Origin of the sequence: Streptomyces mobaraensis (assembly GCF_020099395.1) — a bacterium.
In the GTDB taxonomy this organism is placed as follows: Bacteria; Actinomycetota; Actinomycetes; order Streptomycetales; family Streptomycetaceae; genus Streptomyces.
Map to the genome: position 1 here is coordinate 2,060,783 of NZ_CP083590.1, position 18,057 is coordinate 2,078,839.

Below are 18,057 nucleotides of genomic sequence, written 5' to 3' on the forward strand. Positions count from 1 at the left end.
TCACTGGAGGGGAAGCGTCAGCCGGACCTCGAAGCCGCCGTCCGCCCGCGGGCCGGCCGCGAGTCTTCCCCCGTAGATCCTGGCGCGCTCGCGCATGCCGATCAATCCGTGCCCGCCGGACGGCACCGGGTTGGCCGGAACGTTTCGCCGCCGCCGGGGCGAGGGCCGGCCGTCGTCGGTGACGCTCAGTTCCAGTTCGTGCGGGCGGAAGGCGACGCGGACCACCGCGCGGGCGGCGCCCGCGTGCTTGATGATGTTGGTCAGCGCCTCCTGGACCACGCGGTACGCGCAGAGGTCGGGGCCGGCCGCCAGGGGCCGCCGCTCCCCCGTGACCTCCAGGTCCACCCGGACGCCGACCGCCCGCATCCGCTCCACGGTCGCCTCCAGCCGGTCGAGGCCGGGCATCGGGTGGTACGGGCAGTCGCCCTCCGGGTGCCCGCTCTCGTCCCCGCCCTCCGGGCCGACCCGGAGCACGGCCAGCAGCCGGCGCATCTCCTCCAGTGCCTCCCCGCTGCTGGCCGATATCGTGCCCAGCGCGTCCTGGGCGGTGGCCGGATCGCTGGTGAAGACGTAGCGGGCGAGCCCGGCCTGCACCGACACCACGGACATGTGGTGGGCGACGACGTCGTGCAGCTCCCGGGCGATGCGGACCCGCTCCTCGGCGACGGCGCGGCGGGCGTTCTCCTCGCGCTCCCGGCGGAGTTGGGCCGCCAGGCGGGACAACTCGGCGTTGCGCTGGGCGAGCTGGCGCGCGTTGCCGCCGAACTTCAGGATGATGAGGAGCATCACCGCGGCCTGGGCGATCGTGGTCACCAGGTCGTCGGTGTCGCCGAGTACCGAGGAGAGCACGGCGCACCCGGCGCAGCAGACGCCGCAGACCATGGCCACCGGCGCGGGGCGGCTCGCCGCGACCGCGTACAGCGTCACCATCGGGCAGAGGCTGTTGACGATCGGCCAGTATCCGGCGGCGACGAACACCATCCACAGGGTGCTGGTCAGGGCGAACGTGAGGACGGGCGCCAGCCGGCGAGCGGCCAGGCTCAGGTTGATGACGCAGATCAGCCCGTAGGCCAGGGCGTCGGGCCGTTTCCAGAGGTCGTTCGCGGGCGACGGCGTGCTGACGTAGACCACCGTGGCGATGGCGCAGCACACCGCCAGCGGCGCGTCCCGCACCCACAACGGCCAGGCGGCGGACCGCCGTTCCAGCGTCCGCATCCACGCGCGCGACCGCGCCGCTGCCGCCCCTGCCGTCCGCACCGCCGCAGCGTACCCGCGCGGCGCGCGGACCGGCATCGGCCGGGCGCGGGCCGTGCCGCCTGCCGCGGCGGGTGGAGGGAACGGGCCCGGATACCGCAGGGGTTGACCCGGGATTCAACCGGCGAGGGGATGGGTCCCGCCCGCCGGGTCCCTAGAGTCGTTCCCGTCGGCACCCCGGAGCTCTTCACGGGGGAAAATCGGGGGAACGTGCCGGCGGCACGGGGGAACAGTGCGCTCCGGGTCATCGGCCCGGAGCGCACTGACGTGCTCAGAGAGCCAGGCCGGTCAGGACGAGGACCCGCTCGTAGGTGTAGTCGTCCATGGCGTAGCGCACGCCCTCGCGGCCCACGCCGGACTGCTTGGCGCCGCCGTACGGCATCTGGTCGGCGCGGTACGAGGGGACGTCGCCGATGACCACGCCGCCGGTCTCCAGCGCGCGGTGGGCGCGGAAGGCGGTCTGGAGGTCGTGGGTGAAGACGCCCGCCTGGAGGCCGTAGGGCGAGTCGTTGACCGCCGCGAAGGCGGCCTCCTCGCCGTCGGCCTTGGAGAGGGTCAGCACCGGTCCGAAGACCTCCTCGCAGGCGATGGTCACACCGGCCGGGACGTCCGCGAGCACGGTCGGGGCGTAGCTGGCGCCCTCGCGCTTGCCGCCGGCGAGCAGCTTCGCGCCCGCGGCGACGGCCTCGTCCACCCACGACTCGACGCGCTTGGCGGCGTCCTCGCTGACCAGCGGGCCGACGTCGGTGGCCGCGTCCGACGGGTCGCCGGTCACCTGGGCCTCGACGGCCGCGACGACCTTGGGCACCAGGCGCTCGTACAGCGACGCGTCGGCGATCACGCGCTGCACCGAGATGCAGGACTGGCCGCCCTGGTAGTTGGAGAAGGTGGCGACGCGCTGCGCCGCCCAGTCCAGGTCCGCCTCGGAGGACCAGTCCGCCAGGACGACGGCCGCGCCGTTGCCGCCCAGCTCCAGGGTGACGTGCTTGCGCGGCGCCGAGTCCAGGATGGACCAGCCGACCGGACCGGAACCGGTGAACGAGATCACCGGCAGCCGCTCGTCCTGGACGAGGGCCGGCATCCGGTCGTTGGGAACGGTCAGGACGCTCCAGGAACCGGCCGGCAGCTCCGTCTCGGCCAGCAGCTCGCCGAGGACCAGCGAGGACAGCGGGGTCGCCGGGGCCGGCTTGAGGATGATCGGCGCACCGACCGCGATGGCGGGCGCGACCTTGTGCGCGGCCAGGTTCAGCGGGAAGTTGAACGGCGCGATGCCGAGCACGACGCCGCGCGGGAAGCGGCGGGTGAGGGCCAGGCGGCCGGTGGAACCGGGGTCGGTGTCCAGCCGCTGCGCGTCACCCGCGTTGAAGCGGCGCGCCTCCTCGGCGGCCCACCGGAAGACGGAGACGGCCCGGCCGACCTCGCCGCGCGCCCACTTGATGGGCTTGCCGTTCTCGGCCGAGATCAGCTGGGCGATCTCCTCCGTGCGCTCGGCCAGCCGCTTGGCGACGTGGTCGAGGGCGGCCGTACGGACGTGCGCGGGCGTCCCCGCGAACTCCTCGCGCACGGCGTGCGCGGCGGCCACGGCCTCCTCCACCTGCGCCTCGGTGGGCACGCTCACGGTGCCGACCAGGCGGCCGTCCCAGGAGTTCGTGACGTCGAAGGTCTCCTCGCCGGTGGCCTTGCGGCCGGCCAGCCAGAACGCGTGCGGGGCGGGGGAGGTCATGGGGCCGCCTTTCCGGTACGGGGTGGGTGCGTGCCCCCTCACCGTAGGGGGCGGACGGGGGCGCGCCATTTGTCCGCGGTGGAGCGGAGCGGAGGGGCGGGGCGCCGGATCGGCGCGGTGGGGGGGATGCCCCAGTCCCGCCCCTTCGCCGTTTCCTGGGGGCAAGCCCCCAGACCCCCTCGTCCTCAAACGCCGGACGGGCTGACAAGTCAGCCCGTCCGGGGGTGCGGGGGCGGAGCCCCCGCAAGAAACGGTGAAAGGGCGGGACCGGGGCACAACCCCTACGCCCCCGGCGAAGCCTTCAACGCCAGCCACAACTCCATCCGCACATCAGGATCATCCAGCGACCGCCCCAGAATCTCCTCCACCCGCCGCATCCGATACCGCAACGTATGCCGATGCACCCCCAGATCAGCCGCCGCCGCGTCCCACTGCCCATGCCGCGCGAGCCAAGCCCGCAGCGAGGCGACGAGATCCCCCCGCCCGGTCGCGTCATGCGCCCGCAGCGCCTTGAGCAGCCCGTCCGCGAACGCCCGCACCGCCTCGTCGCCGAGCAGCGGGAGAACGGATCCGGCGGCGACGTCCTCGTGCTCGACGAGGGGGCGTCCCCGGCGCCGGGCGACGGACAGGGCCTGTTCGGCCTGACGGAGGGCGGCGGCGGTGGCGCCGGGCAGGGCGGGCGCGGACAGCCCCAGCGCGAGACCCGAGCCCTCCCCCCGCACGGCGTCCGCGCAGGCGCCCGCCGCGGCTCCCCCATCGGGGGCCAGCAGCACCAGCCGCCCGGCCTCCGGCACGGCGAGCACCGGCTCCGCGGCCCTGCTGGCCGCCGCCTCCGCCGCGTCGGCGAGGGCGGCGAGCGGGTCGCCGGCGTCCGGGTCGGCGCCCTCCGCCGGCACCGGTTCGGCGACGAGCACCCGGAACGGCCGGTCGAGCAGGGAACCGTAGAGCTCCCCGGCGACGGCCCGCGCGTGCTCCGCCTCGCCGGACAGCAGCATCCGCAGCACCGCCGCGCCCAGCCGCTGCTCGGCGGCCTGGAGGGCGCGGGAGCGCTCGGTGGCGAGGGTGAGCAGGGCGACGGCCGAGTGGACGGCGTACCGCTCGGGGGTGCCGAGCGGCGCCCCGGTGCCGACGGCGAGGACACCGCGGGCGCGCCGGCCGGTGCCGAGGGACTGGAGCTCGACCCGGTCGTCGCCCTCCTCCGGTGCGACGACGGCGCTGGCGGGCGCGGGCCGGCCGCGCAGCCGCTCGACGTCCGGGCCGAAGCGGGCGGCGCGCCGGGCGGCCCAGTCGGGGGCCGCGGCGACGACCGCGCCGGAGGCGTCGTACAGGGCGGCCCAGCCGTCGAGGTACGCGGCGAGCCGGGCGAGCAGTCCGGCCGGGCCGTCGGGGCCGAGGGCGGCGCGGGTCAGCTCCCGCTGGGCGGCGAAACCCGCGGTGACCGCCCGGTACTGCTCGGCTGCGATGGCGGCCGAGACGGCCTTGCTGATGGCGATGAAGGGGGTGCGCCGGGGCACCTCCAGCAGCGGAAGCCCCGCTTCCTCCGCGGCCTCGACGAGGGCGGGCGGCACCTGCTCGTAGTTGACGCCGACGGCGAACCCCAGGCCGACGACGCCCGCCCGGACCAGTCGCCTGACGTAGGGGCGCACGGTGTCCGGGTCCGCCGCGTCGATCTTCATGGCGGTGATCAGCAGCAGTTCGCCGCCCTCCATCCAGGGCACCGGGTCCGCCAGTTCGCTGACGTGCGCCCAGCGGACGGGGGTGTCCAGCCGCTCCCGGCCCGCGAGAACGGTGAGTTTGAGGGAGGAGTGGTGGACGAGCGAGGCGAGCGTGGGGGGCATGGCACCTTCGGGTGGGCGGTTTCGGGGGAACCCGCACGACCAGAGCGGGGCGGCACGGCGACCGGGCCGTCCCGTATGAACTGCTGTGACCGATTCTGCCTCAGCGGAGCACAAGGCGCGGTCTCTCGCCGACCGGCCTCAGTCCCGCAGGTTCACCAGCACCGGCGGCGTCATCACCCCCCGTACCGACGTCACCGACAGCACCGCGTGCCCCGGCGGCACCCCGTGCGCCAGCTCGGACGCCGACCAGCGCTCGCGCTCCACCGTGCGCACGGTGACCGACTGGGCGGTGACCGCGCGGCCGGTGACCACCCGGCGCAGCACGTGCAGGGCGCGGGTGAGCGGCTCATGGGCGATGATCTGGCGGTCGGTGACGTCGCGGGTCTCCACCCACTCCTTCCCCCAGACCTCGGCGAACCGCGCGCCGTCCCAGGTGGTCACGCCGGAGAAGGCCATCCGGCAGCCGACGGTGCCGAGCAGGGCGCTGCGCAGCGCCTCGGGCACGTCGTCGAGCGTGCGGAGGGTGAGGACGGCGCCGGCGTGCGCCGAGCGCAGCCGCTGGAGGCCGCGCACCGACTCGGCCGTCACCGTGTGGGTGGCGTCGTCGAGCACCAGGCAGGCGAAGAGGGAGCGGTCTGCGCGGGCGGCGGCGGACTCGGTGAACTGGGCGAGGATCAGCCGGGCCAGCATCCGGGACGCCTCCGCGTGCCCGCGCTCCGGCAGGTCGATCCGGACCCGCAGCGGGTGTTCGAGGGTGCGGAGGGAGAAGGTGCGCTTGGGGTCGCCGGTGTCGAAGAAGCCCGCGAAGGCCGGGCGGTCGAGCAGCGCGACGCGGTCGGCGAGCATCGGCGCCGGGTCGCCGGGCCGCCGCGCCTGCCGCTCGCGGGCGTCCAGTTCGCGGGCCAGCGCTTCCTGGCCGGTGGCCGCGAGCCGGTCGCGGAGCGCGTCGAGCGCCGCGGGCGAGCCGTCGAGCAGCTCGCGCAGCTCCTGGACGGACGGGAAGCGGCCGTGGGCGCCGTGGTACGGGCCGAGGATCTGGGCGAGGGCGGTGGCCGCCCGGCGGCCGTCCCCGCCGGGCAGCGCGGCGGCGAGGTCGCCGACGAGCCCCTCGGCGAGGATCGCGGCGGCCTCGTCGGGGTCCTCGGTGCCGCCGTACAGGTCCAGGTCGTAGGCGGAGTCCGGCCGGCCGATGCGGATCACCACGTCGAACGCCTCGTCGGGCGCCAGGGCGGTGCCCGCGGCCCCGACGGCGACGACGGCGGCCCGCCCGGCGAGGGCCTGGAGGCACAGCGACTCCAGCACCGGCCGGACCAGGCCGGCGGTCTTGCCGCAGCCGGGCGGGCCGACGGCGAGCAGGGAGGTGCCGAGCAGGCCCGGCTCCAGCGCCCAGCCGACGCCCCGGTGGTCGTAGGGGTTGCGGTGGTCCTCGGCGGCGGTGCCGATCCGCACCTGCCCGGTGACCAGGTCGTGCCGGGCGGCCCGGACGGGCAGGTCGCGGGCGCCGGAGGGGTGGGCGCAGGCGGCGGCGCCGGCCCGCAGCACGGCGTCGGTGAAGGCGGGCCGCCACTCGGGCCGGTTGCGGACGGCCTCCCAGGCGCGTTCGATCCGGGCCCGGTCCACGTCGTTCATCAGGCCCCGGCGGGCGTCCGCGGCGAGCCGCTCGGCGGCGTCGGGGGCGCCCTCGGCGCGCAGCCGGGGCCAGTCGGCCGGGTCCTCGTCGGGTGCGGGGGCGACGGTCCCGGCCGGTCCGCCGGGGAGCCGGGGCGGCCGGTCGGGGGCCGTGTACCGGCGCCAGAGCTCGCCCCAGCAGCCGAACCGGGCGGCGAGGGTGAGGAAGAGGGCGATGAAGAGGGTGTAGTAGGCGTAGCTGGCGTAGAAGAACATCGGCGGCTGCATCCAGGAGACCGGGATGACCCGCATCAGCGGCCACAGCCAGATCTCGCCGAACACGTCGTAGCAGAGCTCCCAGGCGACGACCGCGCCGGCCAGGGCGAGGGCGGCGCGGCGGACGAGCAGCGGCCGGGGGATGCGGTCGGGCCGCTCGGGGAGCAGGGCGGGCGGCAGCCGGAGGCCCGTCCGGCGCTTGAGCGAGGACCAGGCGGGGCGGCCGTGGCGGCGCCAGAGCTCGGGGACGCGGCCGATGCGGGCGAAGAGGACGACCAGGCCGCAGAACCACAGGGCGTAGTAGACGTAGGAGGACAGCATCCACTCGCGGGACATCTCGTCCCAGTCGCCGGGGACCAGCGCCTTCAGCGGCCACTTCCAGTACGGGCCGAAGTAGCCGTGCCACAGCAGGGACCAGACGAGCCAGCCGCACAGCATCGAGATCACCGCGCCGCCGAGGAGCTGCCGGCCGGGGGTGCGGCCGGGCTCCTCCGGCGGCTTGGGGCGGTGGCCGAACCGCCAGACGCCGGGCTGGGCGGCCGGTCTGGGGGTGCGCAGCCAGGCCAGGAACGGGTGCTCGGCCTCGTCCTGCACGCCGGGCGCCGGCGGCCGGCGCGGGGCCGGCGGGACGGGCCGGGCCGCCCGTCCGCCGTGGAAGGGAGGCGCGCCGTACGCGTCCCCGTACGTGTCCTCGGTCGCCATCGCTGCCCCTTGCCCCCGCCGGCCGGTCCTGCCCCTGCCACCACTGCTGCTGCCTGCCCGCCGTACGGCCCGGCTGGGCCGGGCCGACGTCGCGTGGCCAATCTAGCGGCCCTGAGCGGGGAGTTCAGCGTCTCCGGGTGGAGTTCCGGGATGACTCAGGGCCGTCTCGGGGTCGGCTCGGGGGCAGCACCGGAGGCGGCACCGCCCGGTCCGGCGGGGGCGGGCCCGGGCGGCGGGGGCGGCGGAGGGGCATCGGGGGCGGCCCGTCCCGCCATGTACCGTCCGGACAACGGCGCGCCCGTACTTCTCCCGAACGGAACATGCCGGGCCCGTCGGCCCGCCCTTAGCCTGCGGTCAAAAGTCCGCGTTCTTCCCCCGGGAGCCCACCATGACCGCACTGACCGGAGGCTCGGCCCTCCCCCAGGAGCGCCGCGTCGTCACCGCCATCCCCGGCCCGAAGTCGCTGGAGCTCCAGGCGCGTCGCACGGCGACGGTCGCCGGGGGCGTCGGCTCGGTGCTGCCGGTGTTCACGACCCGCGCGGGCGGCGGCGTGATCGAGGACGTGGACGGCAACTCGCTGATCGACTTCGGTTCGGGCATCGCGGTGACGTCGGTGGGCGCCAGCGCCGAGGCCGTGGTCCGCCGGGCGTCGGCCCAGCTGGCGAACTTCACCCACACCTGCTTCATGGTCACCCCCTACGAGGGGTACGTGGAGGTCTGCGAGCGGCTCGCCGAGCTGACGCCGGGCGACCACGCCAAGAAGTCGGCGCTGTTCAACTCGGGCGCCGAGGCCGTCGAGAACGCGGTGAAGATCGCCCGCGCGTACACCAAGCGCCAGGCGGTCGTCGTCTTCGACCACGGCTACCACGGCCGCACCAACCTGACGATGGCGCTGACGGCCAAGAACATGCCGTACAAGCACGGCTTCGGCCCGTTCGCCCCCGAGGTCTACCGGGTGCCGGTGGCCTACGGCTACCGCTGGCCGACCGGCCCGGAGAACTGCGGCCCCGAGGCCGCGGCGCAGGCCATCGACCAGATCACCAAGCAGGTCGGCGCGGAGAACGTGGCCGCGATCATCATCGAGCCGGTGCTCGGCGAGGGCGGTTTCATCGAGCCGGCCAAGGGCTTCCTGCCGGCGATCGTGAAGTTCGCCAACGACAACGGCATCGTCTTCGTCGCGGACGAGATCCAGTCCGGCTTCTGCCGCACCGGTCAGTGGTTCGCCTGTGAGGACGAGGGCGTCGTCCCGGACCTGATCACCACCGCCAAGGGCATCGCGGGCGGTATGCCGCTGGCCGCGGTCACCGGCCGCGCGGAGATCATGGACTCGGCGCACGCGGGCGGCCTGGGCGGCACCTACGGCGGCAACCCGGTGGCGTGCGCCGCCGCGCTCGGCGCGATCGAGACCATGCGCGAGCTGGACCTCAACGCGAAGGCGAAGCGCATCGAGGAGGTCATGAAGGCCCGCCTCGCGGTCATGCAGGAGAAGTTCCCGGTCATCGGCGACATCCGCGGCCGCGGCGCGATGATCGCGATCGAGCTGGTCAAGGACCCGGAGACCAAGGCCCCCGCCCCGGAGGCGGCCGGCGCCCTGGCCAAGGCCTGCCACGCCGAGGGCCTGCTGGTGCTGACCTGCGGCACCTACGGCAACGTGCTGCGCTTCCTGCCGCCGCTGGTCATCGGAGAGGACCTGCTCAACGAGGGTCTGGACATCATCGAGGCGGCCTTCGGACAGCTCTGATCCGCCGGTCCGGTTCCTTCCGATCCGGCGTGCGCGGGCGTCTGCACGGGCGCCCGTGAAGAACCTGTGCGGGGCGGGTGGTGGACGGGTGACACGGCTACCGTCCGCCGCCCGCCCTGCCGTACGGTTTCTGCAGATGAGTGAGACACCCCGTCCGCAGGGGACTGCGGACGACGCCCCGCCGGTACGTCCCCAGTGCCGGCGCGGCCGTGCCACCGCGCACGCGACCGGGGCCGAGGCAGGAGCGGGCCCCGGGACTCCTCACCGATCGGACGGCCGCCCGTTCCACACCCCCCGGGGCGAGCGGCACGCCGACCAGGCCGGCGGCCTCGGAACCTCCCCCCCTGTTCCGGAGCCGCCGGCCCTTCGGCCGTCCCCGCTCCGCAGGATCCTCCTCCCGGCGCTCTCCGCCGTCCTGTTCGCCCTGGTCACCTGGCAGGTCGCCGGGCACGGCCCGCTGCGCGCGCTCGACGAGCGGGTGGGGCGCGCCGTCGCCGGCACGGCGTTCCCGCGGGCGGTCACCGGGTTCCTCGCCGACCTCGGCAACGCCTCCGTCGCCGTACCCGTGCTGGTCGCCGCGGCGCTGTGGGCGGTCCTGCGGCGCGGCCGGCCGTGGTCGCACGCCCTGGCCGTCGCCCTCGCCATGGCGGCGGTGCCCGCCCTGGTCGTCCCCCTCAAGACGCTCGTGGACCGCCCGGGCCCGCCCGCGATGGGGGCCGGCCCGCACGACGGCTTCTTCCCCTCCGGCCACGCCGCCACCGCCGCCGTGGCCTACGGCGCCGCGCTGCTGCTGCTCACCCACTCCCGCCGCGCCGCCGCCGGGTACCTGCTGCTGAACGCGGCGGTGGGGGCGGCACTCGTCCACCGCGGCTACCACTGGCCGCTGGACGTCCTGGGCTCCTGGTGCCTGGCGGCGCTCGTGCTGTGGTGCCTGTCCCGGGCGCTCAGCCGCGGGCGAGCCGGGCGGCGGCCTCGTGCAGGGAGAGCTCCAGCACCACCGGATCGGTGAGCACGCCCGACCCGTCGGGCGGTACCAGCCAGCGGACCAGGGAGGCGTTGCGGACCGGGTGCGGCACCACGATCCAGGTGCCGGGCCCGGCGCCGCGCACCCCGGTCGCCAGCCACCGGGCCGCCGTCCCGGGCGGGACGAGGAAGCCGATCCGGCCCGCCCGTTCGTCGGCGAGGACGGGCCCGGGCCGGCCGGCGCGCTCGGCCAGGACGTCCGCCGTGGGGCGGCCGAGGCCGCCGGGAAGAATGAGGACGTCCCAGAGCCGGCCGGCGGGCAGCAGGGCGATCCCGAAGGGATTGCGCTCCCACTCCCACCGGCAGCTCACGGGATCGGGCGCGGCCGCCGCCAGCCAGTCCACCGCGCTCGTCCTCCCCGTGCCGCCGCTCATACGCTGCCTCCTCCGTGTCGCGCGTGGGTGCGTCACGGGTGGGAGGGAGCGGCCGGGCGGCTCTTACGCGGGTCCCGCGGGATTCCCCCGACCGGGTTCACCGGCCGGCGGGCACGCCGGCCGGCGCCTCAGCTGTCGAAGCCCAGCCCGACCTTGTCCATGGCCTTGAGCCAGAGGTTGCGGCGCCCGCCGTTCTCGTCGGCCCGGGTCATCGACCACTGGGTGATGCCGATCCCCACCGACCGCACCGGCTCCGGCGGGAAGGGCAGCGGTCTGCTGCGGACCATCTCCAGCTCGGTGCGCTCCGTCCGTTCCCCCGCCAGCAGGTCGAGCATCACGTCGGCGCCGAACCGGGTGGCCCCGACACCGAGCCCGGTGTAGCCGAGGGCGTAGGCGACCCGGCCGCCGTGCGCGGTGCCGAAGAAGGCCGAGAAGCGGGAGCAGGTGTCGATGGCGCCGCCCCAGGCGTGCGTGAAGCGGACGCCCTCCAGCTGCGGGAAGCAGCGGAAGAAGTGCTCGGCGAGCCGCTGGTAGGTGGCCGGGTGGTGGTCGTACTCGGCCCGGACCTCGCCGCCGTAGTGGTAGACGATGTCGTAGCCGCCCCACAGGATCCGCCGGTCGGCGGTGAGCCGGAAGTAGTGGAAGTGGTTGGCGGAGTCGCTGAGCCCCTGCCGCCGCTTCCAGCCGACGGCCGCCAGCTGCTCCTCGGTCAGCGGCTCGGTGACGAGCACGTAGTCGTAGACCGGGGCGATGAACGGGCGCAGCCGCTTGACCAGCGACGGGTAGACGTTGGTGCCGAGGGCTGCCCGCCGGGCGAACACCCGCCCGTAGGGGGTGCGGACGGCGATGCCGGCGCCGCGCGAGGACAGTCCGCTGCCGGGGGTGTGCTCGTAGATCCGGACGCCCAGCTCCAGGCAGGCGCGTTTGAGGCCCCAGGCGAGCTTGGCGGGGTGCAGCATGGCGACGCCGTCGCGGTTCCAGAGGCCGGCGAGGAAGGTCGGGGAGTCGACTTCGGCGCGCAGGGCGTCGCGGTCGAGGTACTCGTGGCCGGTGATGCCGAGGGAGGCGTACTCCTCGGCTGCCTCGCGGAGTTCGGCGACCTGGTGCGGGGCGGTGGCGATGTCGATCTCGCCGGTGCGTTCGAAGTCGCAGTCGATGCCGTGGCGGCGGAGGGCGGCCTCGATGCCGTCCAGGTTGCGGCGGCCGAGCTCCTCCAGGCGGTGGAGTTCGTCGGGCCAGCGGGCGAGGCCGTTGGCGACGCCGTGGGTGAGGGAGGCGGCGCAGAAGCCGCCGTTGCGGCCGGAGGCGGCCCAGCCGGTCTCCTCGGCCTCGATGAGGACGACGTCGCGGGCGGGGTCGCGTTCCTTGGCGTTGAGGGCGGTCCAGAGCCCCGAGTAGCCGCCGCCGACGACGAGCAGGTCGCAGTGCTCGTCGCCGACGAGGGCGGGGCGGGGGTCGGGCCGGCCGGGGTCGTCGAGCCAGTAGGGGCGCAGAGCGGTGTCGGAAAGTGATTGGGCAGGGTTCATGGCACGAGCGGCCATGTTCTCAGCTCCTTCGGCTGCCTCTTCGTCTGTTCTTCCGGCGCCCGGCCAGCTGTCCGGCCAGGACGCACAGGACGGCGACGGCGAACATCGCCGTGCCGACGACATTGATCTGAACGGGAGTGCCCCGCTGCGCGGCTCCCCAGACGTACATGGGGAAGGTCACAGTGGAGCCGGCGTTGAAGTTGGTGATGACGAAGTCGTCGAAGGAGAGCGCGAACGACAGCAGCGCCCCGGCCGCGATGCCGGGCGCCGCGATCGGCAGGGTGACGCGGAGGAACGTCTGGAGGGGCGTGGCGTAGAGGTCCTGCGCGGCCTGTTCGAGCCGCGGGTCCATGCTCGCCACCCGGGCCTTGACGGCCGTGACGACGAAGCTCAGGCAGAACGTGATGTGGGCGATGAGGATCGTCCAGAAGCCGAACGCGACGCCGGTGTTGAGGAAGAGGGTGGCCATCGAGGCGGCCATCACCACCTCGGGCATCGCCATCGGCAGGAAGAACAGGCCGCTCGCCCCGCCGCGGCCCCGGAAGCGGTGCCGGGCCAGGGCGAACGCGGCGAGGGTGCCGAGCACGGTGGCGCCCACGGTGGCCCAGAGGGCGATCCAGAGGCTGAGCGAGAGCGAGCCGCAGAGGCCGGCGACGTCGCAGGGGTGCGTCCAGGCGTCCGTGGAGAACCGCCGCCACTCGTAGTTGAAGCGGCCGGCGGGCTTGTTGAACGAGAAGACGGTGACGATGACGTTGGGCAGCAGCAGGTAGGCGAGCGTGCCCAGGCCGGCGATCACCACCAGGTGGCGGCGGAGCCAGCGCAGCGGTCGGGCGGCGGTACGCATCAGACGACGTCCTCCGTCCCGGCCCGGCGCAGGTAGACGGTGACCAGGGCGAGGATCACGGCCATCAGCAGGAAGGACAGCGCGGCGGCGGTCGGGTAGTCGAGGACACGCAGGAACTGCGACTGGACGACGTTGCCGATCATCTTCTGGTCCGGGGAGCCGAGCAGTTCGGCGTTGATGTAGTCGCCGGCGGCCGGGATGAAGGTGAGCAGCGTGCCGGCCACGACACCGGGCATGGACAGCGGGAACGTCACCCGGCGGAACGTGGTGAGGGGTCCCGCGTAGAGGTCGCCCGCGGCTTCGTGGAGCCTGCCGTCGATGCGTTCCAGGGAGGTGTAGAGCGGCAGGATCATGAAGGGCAGGAAGTTGTAGGTGAGGCCGCAGACGACGGCGAGCGGGGTGGCGAGGAGCCGGTGCCCCTCGGTGACGCCGAGGGCGTCGGTCAGGCCGAGGACGTGCAGCGAGTCGAGGGCGCCGACGACCGGTCCGCCGTCGGAGAGGATCGTCTTCCAGGCCAGCGTGCGGATCAGGAAGCTGGTGAAGAACGGCGCGATGACCAGCACCATCAGCAGGGTGCGCCAGCGGCCGGCCCGGAAGGCGATGAGGTACGCGAGCGGGTAGCCGAGCAGCAGGCAGAGCACGGTGGCGGCGGTGGCGTAGCCGATCGAGCGGAGGAACTGGGGCCAGTAGGTGCTCAAGGCGTCCCAGTAAGTGGCGAAGTGCCAGGTGACCCGGAAGCCGTCCTCCAGCGAGCCGGTCTGGACGGAGGTCGACGCCTGGTAGACGAGGGGGGCCACGAAGAAGACCAGCAGCCAGAGGATGCCGGGGAGGAGCAGCCAGTGGGGGACGCGCCGGCCACGGCGGGCAGGGGTGACGTCCTGGACGGTGTCGGGGGTGACCGTCGTCATGAGGGGGCCTCCCCCAGGTCCACGTCGGTGCCCGCCTCGATGCGCTGCGCGGCGTCCAGTCCGAAGCCGTGCCCGGGGTTCCAGTGCAGGAGCACCTCGGCACCGGGGACCAGGCGGGGGTCGCGGTCGACGTTCTGGGCGTAGACGGACAGGCCGGTGCCGCCCGTGGCGACCGGGGAGTCGACGAGGTACTGGGTGGAGACGCCGATGAAGCTCGCGGAACTGATGCGTCCGCGCAGCCTGTTGCGGCCCTCGGGGACGGTCGCGGCGTCGTCGGCGTGGGTGAGCGCGATCTTCTCCGGCCGTATGCCGACGAGGACCTTGTCCCCGGGGCGCGCGGGGACCTGGCAGCGGGCGACGGGCAGCGCGAGCTTGCCGTCGGCGGCGCGCAGCACGAGGTCGTCGCCGGAGGCGTCGAGGACGTCCGCGGTGATGAGGTTGGAGGTGCCCAGGAAGTTGGCGACGAAAGTGGTGCGCGGGGTCTCGTAGAGATCGGCGGGGGCGCCGAGCTGTTCCACCCGGCCGGCGTTCATGACGGCCACGGTGTCGGCCATCGTCATGGCCTCCTCCTGGTCATGCGTGACGTGCACGAAGGTGATGCCGACCTCGGTCTGGATCCGCTTGAGCTCCAGCTGCATCTGGCGGCGGAGCTTGAGGTCCAGGGCGCCCAGCGGCTCGTCGAGCAGCAGCACCTGGGGGTGGTTGATGAGCGCGCGGGCGACGGCCACGCGCTGCTGCTGGCCGCCGGAGAGCTCGTGCGGCCGGCGCCGGGCCAGGTCGCCGAGCTGGACGAGGTCGAGCATCTCGCCGACCTGCTTGCGCACCGACTTCACCCCGCGCCGGCGTAGGCCGAAGGCGACGTTCTCGTGGATGTCGAGGTGCGGGAAGAGGGCGTAGCTCTGGAAGACGGTGTTCACCGGGCGCTTGTACGGCGGCAGGGCGGTCACGTCCCGGCCGGCGAGGACGACGCTGCCGGTGGTGGGGGTCTCCAGGCCGGCGATCATGCGCAGGGTAGTGGTCTTGCCGCAGCCGGAGGCCCCGAGCAGGGCGAAGAAGGAGCCCGCGGGGACGGAGAGGTCCAGCGGGTGCACGGCCGTGAAGGCGCCGTAGCGCTTGCTGATCCCGGCCAGGCGGACGTCGGTTCCGCTGCCGCCGGGGCCGCTCGGGGCGGTTGCAGTCATGGGTGTGGATCCATCGGATGTGGGGGCGTAGAGCACATAACAGTGACATACGGACGGGGATGTCCGCGTACGGGCCGTGCGGGTGCCGCATCGCTCACTCCTCCGCTGCCCGCTCGGGCCGGGACCGCAGCGGTCCCAGCCGTCGCTCCTAACGGATGTGATCGCCGATCCTGGCAGAGGAGGCGGCCCGCAACAAGAGATTCCGTCGTGGAGATTTGGTTCCACGACGGATTCGGTGCTGCGGGGGTGAGGGTCACGCGGTGCGGTCCCGACGGCGCGTCATCGGTCGCCGTCGGTCCGCCGTCGGTCGCCGGACCGGACGAGGTGATCTTCTCATTGCCGGCCGCCCGACCGGTGCGCCGGTCCGCGTCGGACCGCCCCGATATTCACTCTGCGTTGTCAGTGGGGGGTGCCAGAATGGTCGGCATGTCGAGGGGAACGGGGAATGGCATGGTGAACAGGGGTGTGGCGGACGCGCGGACCGTCGAGGAGCTGACGGCGGCCGTCACGCGCGGTGAGCGTCCGAAGTACGTCTTCTTCTGGGGGCACCGGCCGCGGCGGGACGGCTCGGTGGGGCCGGGCTGCTTCAGCCAGTGGTGGCCGTCGCCCTTCACGGTGGACGGCACGGTCTACGCGACGGCGGAGCACTGGATGATGGCGGGCAAGGCCCGGCTGTTCGGTGACGCCGAGGCCGAGGCCCGGGTGCTGGCGGCGGCCCATCCCAAGCAGGCGAAGGATGCCGGCCGGACGGTACGCGGCTTCGACGAGGAGGAGTGGCGGCGGCACCGCTTCGAGCTCGTCGTCGAGGGCGGCGTGCACAAGTTCGGCCACCACCCGGAGCTGCGGGAGTACCTGCTCGGCACCGGCAGCCGGGTGCTGGTGGAGGCCAGCCCGCTGGACCGGGTGTGGGGCATAGGTCTCGCCGCGGACGACGAGCGCGCCGCGGACCCGGCCCGCTGGAACGGGCTCAATCTGCTGGGCTTCGCGCTGATGGAGGCGCGTCAGCGGCTGGCGGACAGCACCAGCGGCCCCCGGCCGGAGGCACCCGCCGCGTAGCCGCCGGCGGCGCCGGACGTGCCGGACGCCCGGTAGGTCACGTCGGAGATCTCGGTGATATCGGGATCGTCGACGTAGTGGTCGTCGTCGTGCGAAGGGTCGTCCGGGGTGTTGAGCACCAGGACGAAGACGGCGACGGAGGCGGCCAGCCCGAGCGCCCCGAGGATCAGCCCGGCAAGGGCCTGGCCGCGGTTGGTCGCCACGCCCCGGACGGCCTTCGCCCGTCCGACCGCCCCGAATATGACGGCGAGGACACCGAGGACGAGCCCCAGCACCACGGAGACGGCGAGGACCAGCGAGACGATGCCCAGCACGAGGGCGGCCGTGCCGAAGCCGTTGTCGGGGACGGCCGGCGCCATGGGCGCCACCGGCCCGTAGTACACCGGCAGTCCCGAGCCGCCGGGAAGACCCGGGGCGTGCGCCGGGCCGGGGCCCGGGTAAGGGCCCGGCCCCTGGGGTGCGGCGCCGTACGCCGGGTACGCCGGCCCGTACGGTGAGCCGGGCTGCGGCACGTTCGCGTAACCGGCCGGCGTCCCGTAGGGGGCGGAGGGCCGCCACGCGCTCGGGGTGCCGGGGCCCGTCGGGGCCGGGGGCACGGGCGGCACGATGCCTTCCGGCGGCGGAGGGGCCTGCGGCGGCACGGCCGCGTGCCGTGGCGGGCGGACAGCGTCCGGGCCCTTGCCGAGCGGGACCCCGCCGCCGCCGAGCGGCACTCCCCGCTCCGGCGGCGCCCACGGGTCGCGGTCCCGCGGCTCCTGCTGCGCACTGCCCGTGTCGGACACTGACCCTCCCCTGCTCCCCCGCCATGCTACGGCCTCCCGAACGGCGCCGGAGGACCCCCGCATACGATGATCGGCACCCGCCGACCGACCAGCCCCCGGAGGCCCGCATGTCAGCGCTCGACCCCTTCATCGCCGGCCTGCCCAAGGCCGAGCTGCACGTGCACCACGTCGGTTCGGCCTCCCCGCGCATCGTCGCCCAACTGGCCGCCCGGCACCCGGACTCCCCGGTGCCCACCGACCCCGAGGCACTGGCCGACTTCTTCACCTTCCGCGACTTCGCGCACTTCATCGAGGTCTACCTCTCGGTCGTCGACCTCGTCCGCGACGCCGAGGACGTCCGGCTGCTCACCTTCGAGATCGCCCGGGACATGGCCCGGCAGAACATCCGCTACGCGGAGCTGACGGTCACGCCCTTCAGCTCGGTGCGGCGCGGCATCCCCGACGTGGCCTTCGTCGAGGCGATCGAGGACGCCCGCAAGGCGGCCGAGACCGAGCTGGGCGTGGTGCTGCGCTGGTGCTTCGACATCCCCGGCGAGGCCGGCCTGGAGGCGGCCGAGGAGACCGCCCGGATCGCCTGCGACCTGCGGCCGGACGGCCTGGTCTCGTTCGGCCTCGGCGGCCCCGAGATCGGCGTCCCCCGCCCGCAGTTCAAGCCCTACTTCGACCGCGCCATCGCCGCCGGGCTGCACAGCGTGCCGCACGCCGGCGAGACGACCGGCCCGGAGACGATCTGGGACGCACTGACCGCGCTGCGCGCCGAGCGCATCGGGCACGGCACCAGCGCCCCGCAGGACCCCCGGCTGCTCGCCCACCTCGCCGAGCACCGCATCCCGCTGGAGGTCTGCCCGACCTCCAACCTGGCCACCCGGGCCGTCACCGACATCGAGCGGCACCCGATCCGGGAGATGGCCGCCGCGGGCGTCCTGGTCACCGTGAACAGCGACGACCCGCCGATGTTCGGCACCGACCTGAACACCGAGTACGCGGTCGCCGCCCGGCTGCTGGAGCTCGACGCCCGCGGCGTCGCGGACCTCGCCAAGAACGCCGTCGAGGCGTCGTTCATGGACGCGGCGGGCAAGGCGCGGCTCGCCGCGGAGATCGACGCGTACACGGACGCGTACACGGCGGCCCTCGCGGACTGACCGGCGGCCCTCGCGGGATGGCCGGCGGCGCGCGCCCGGCCGGGCCGCCGGGCCCGTCCGGCGGACCGCGCGCCCTCCG

General features: G+C 74.5%; 14 protein-coding genes. 4 read left to right on the plus strand and 10 right to left on the minus strand.

Annotation, left to right across the window (positions count from 1 at the left end):
• From K7I03_RS08505 to K7I03_RS08520, 4 genes are all read right to left on the minus strand, one after another.
• Complete coding sequence (locus K7I03_RS08505; RefSeq protein ID WP_224346956.1) at positions 1–1,257, minus strand: sensor histidine kinase; 1,257 nt, start codon at positions 1,255–1,257, stop codon at positions 1–3.
• 268 nt (positions 1,258–1,525) lie between these two features.
• On the minus strand, positions 1,526–2,977 hold the full coding sequence (locus K7I03_RS08510) for an aldehyde dehydrogenase family protein (RefSeq protein WP_185946115.1): 1,452 nt from the start codon (positions 2,975–2,977) through the stop codon (positions 1,526–1,528).
• Positions 2,978–3,258: 281 nt separating this feature from the next.
• Positions 3,259–4,815, minus strand: a complete 1,557-nt coding sequence (locus K7I03_RS08515) for a PucR family transcriptional regulator (RefSeq protein ID WP_185946116.1) — start codon at positions 4,813–4,815, stop codon at positions 3,259–3,261.
• Positions 4,816–4,953: 138 nt separating this feature from the next.
• Complete coding sequence (locus tag K7I03_RS08520; protein WP_185946117.1) at positions 4,954–7,401, minus strand: ATP/GTP-binding protein; 2,448 nt, start codon at positions 7,399–7,401, stop codon at positions 4,954–4,956.
• A 388-nt stretch (positions 7,402–7,789) separates the two neighbouring features.
• On the opposite strand from K7I03_RS08520, the gene gabT reads away from it, so the two are divergent.
• Both gabT and K7I03_RS08530 read left to right on the plus strand, forming a co-directional pair.
• Complete coding sequence (gene gabT / locus K7I03_RS08525; RefSeq protein ID WP_185946118.1) at positions 7,790–9,142, plus strand: 4-aminobutyrate--2-oxoglutarate transaminase; 1,353 nt, start codon at positions 7,790–7,792, stop codon at positions 9,140–9,142.
• A gap of 136 nt (positions 9,143–9,278) precedes the next feature.
• Positions 9,279–10,151, plus strand: coding sequence for a phosphatase PAP2 family protein (locus K7I03_RS08530; protein WP_185946119.1), 873 nt, complete (start codon positions 9,279–9,281; stop codon positions 10,149–10,151).
• Here K7I03_RS08530 and K7I03_RS08535 read toward each other — a convergent pair.
• The 5 genes from K7I03_RS08535 to K7I03_RS08555 all read right to left on the minus strand — a co-directional run bounded on the left by K7I03_RS08535 (position 10,087) and on the right by K7I03_RS08555 (position 14,998).
• Positions 10,087–10,539 carry a hypothetical protein gene (locus K7I03_RS08535; protein ID WP_185946120.1) on the minus strand — a complete coding sequence of 151 codons (453 nt, stop codon included), beginning with the start codon at positions 10,537–10,539 and terminating at the stop codon, positions 10,087–10,089. The two genes, K7I03_RS08530 and K7I03_RS08535, sit on opposite strands and share 65 nt — an antisense overlap.
• Positions 10,540–10,667: 128 nt before the next feature.
• Complete coding sequence (locus tag K7I03_RS08540) at positions 10,668–12,080, minus strand: NAD(P)/FAD-dependent oxidoreductase (protein ID WP_224346957.1); 1,413 nt, start codon at positions 12,078–12,080, stop codon at positions 10,668–10,670.
• Between the two features lie 4 nt (positions 12,081–12,084).
• Positions 12,085–12,909, minus strand: coding sequence for an ABC transporter permease (locus K7I03_RS08545; RefSeq protein WP_185946121.1), 825 nt, complete (start codon positions 12,907–12,909; stop codon positions 12,085–12,087).
• On the minus strand, positions 12,909–13,817 hold the full coding sequence (locus K7I03_RS08550; protein WP_185946122.1) for an ABC transporter permease: 909 nt from the start codon (positions 13,815–13,817) through the stop codon (positions 12,909–12,911). Before K7I03_RS08550 ends, K7I03_RS08545 begins: the two co-directional genes overlap by 1 nt.
• Positions 13,814–14,998: an ABC transporter ATP-binding protein gene (locus K7I03_RS08555; RefSeq protein ID WP_185946123.1), complete on the minus strand. Its 1,185-nt coding sequence runs from the start codon at positions 14,996–14,998 to the stop codon at positions 13,814–13,816. The genes K7I03_RS08550 and K7I03_RS08555 overlap by 4 nt, the downstream gene beginning before the upstream one ends.
• Positions 14,999–15,448: 450 nt before the next feature.
• Here K7I03_RS08555 and K7I03_RS08560 point away from each other — a divergent pair, with 450 nt between their 5' ends.
• Complete coding sequence (locus tag K7I03_RS08560) at positions 15,449–16,054, plus strand: NADAR family protein (RefSeq protein ID WP_185946124.1); 606 nt, start codon at positions 15,449–15,451, stop codon at positions 16,052–16,054.
• On the opposite strand, the gene K7I03_RS08565 is transcribed toward K7I03_RS08560, so the two are convergent.
• Positions 16,000–16,836: a DUF4190 domain-containing protein gene (locus K7I03_RS08565; RefSeq protein ID WP_185946125.1), complete on the minus strand. Its 837-nt coding sequence runs from the start codon at positions 16,834–16,836 to the stop codon at positions 16,000–16,002. The genes K7I03_RS08560 and K7I03_RS08565 overlap by 55 nt on opposite strands.
• A 107-nt stretch (positions 16,837–16,943) precedes the next feature.
• On the opposite strand from K7I03_RS08565, the gene K7I03_RS08570 reads away from it, so the two are divergent.
• Complete coding sequence (locus K7I03_RS08570) at positions 16,944–17,978, plus strand: adenosine deaminase (protein WP_185946126.1); 1,035 nt, start codon at positions 16,944–16,946, stop codon at positions 17,976–17,978.
• Positions 17,979–18,057 lie beyond the last annotated feature (79 nt).

Bases quoted from the DNA above. Each gene is read 5' to 3' on its own strand.
- K7I03_RS08510 (WP_185946115.1), bottom strand. From the start codon at position 2,977: ATGACCTCCCCCGCCCCGCACGCGTTCTGGCTGGCCGGCCGCAAGGCC.
- K7I03_RS08515 (WP_185946116.1), bottom strand. From the start codon at position 4,815: ATGCCCCCCACGCTCGCCTCGCTCGTCCACCACTCCTCCCTCAAACTC.
- K7I03_RS08520 (WP_185946117.1), bottom strand. From the start codon at position 7,401: ATGGCGACCGAGGACACGTACGGGGACGCGTACGGCGCGCCTCCCTTC.
- gabT (WP_185946118.1), top strand. From the start codon at position 7,790: ATGACCGCACTGACCGGAGGCTCGGCCCTCCCCCAGGAGCGCCGCGTC.
- K7I03_RS08530 (WP_185946119.1), top strand. From the start codon at position 9,279: ATGAGTGAGACACCCCGTCCGCAGGGGACTGCGGACGACGCCCCGCCG.
- K7I03_RS08535 (WP_185946120.1), bottom strand. From the start codon at position 10,539: ATGAGCGGCGGCACGGGGAGGACGAGCGCGGTGGACTGGCTGGCGGCG.
- K7I03_RS08540 (WP_224346957.1), bottom strand. From the start codon at position 12,080: ATGGCCGCTCGTGCCATGAACCCTGCCCAATCACTTTCCGACACCGCT.
- K7I03_RS08545 (WP_185946121.1), bottom strand. From the start codon at position 12,909: ATGCGTACCGCCGCCCGACCGCTGCGCTGGCTCCGCCGCCACCTGGTG.
- K7I03_RS08550 (WP_185946122.1), bottom strand. From the start codon at position 13,817: ATGACGACGGTCACCCCCGACACCGTCCAGGACGTCACCCCTGCCCGC.
- K7I03_RS08555 (WP_185946123.1), bottom strand. From the start codon at position 14,998: ATGACTGCAACCGCCCCGAGCGGCCCCGGCGGCAGCGGAACCGACGTC.
- K7I03_RS08560 (WP_185946124.1), top strand. From the start codon at position 15,449: ATGGTGAACAGGGGTGTGGCGGACGCGCGGACCGTCGAGGAGCTGACG.
- K7I03_RS08570 (WP_185946126.1), top strand. From the start codon at position 16,944: ATGTCAGCGCTCGACCCCTTCATCGCCGGCCTGCCCAAGGCCGAGCTG.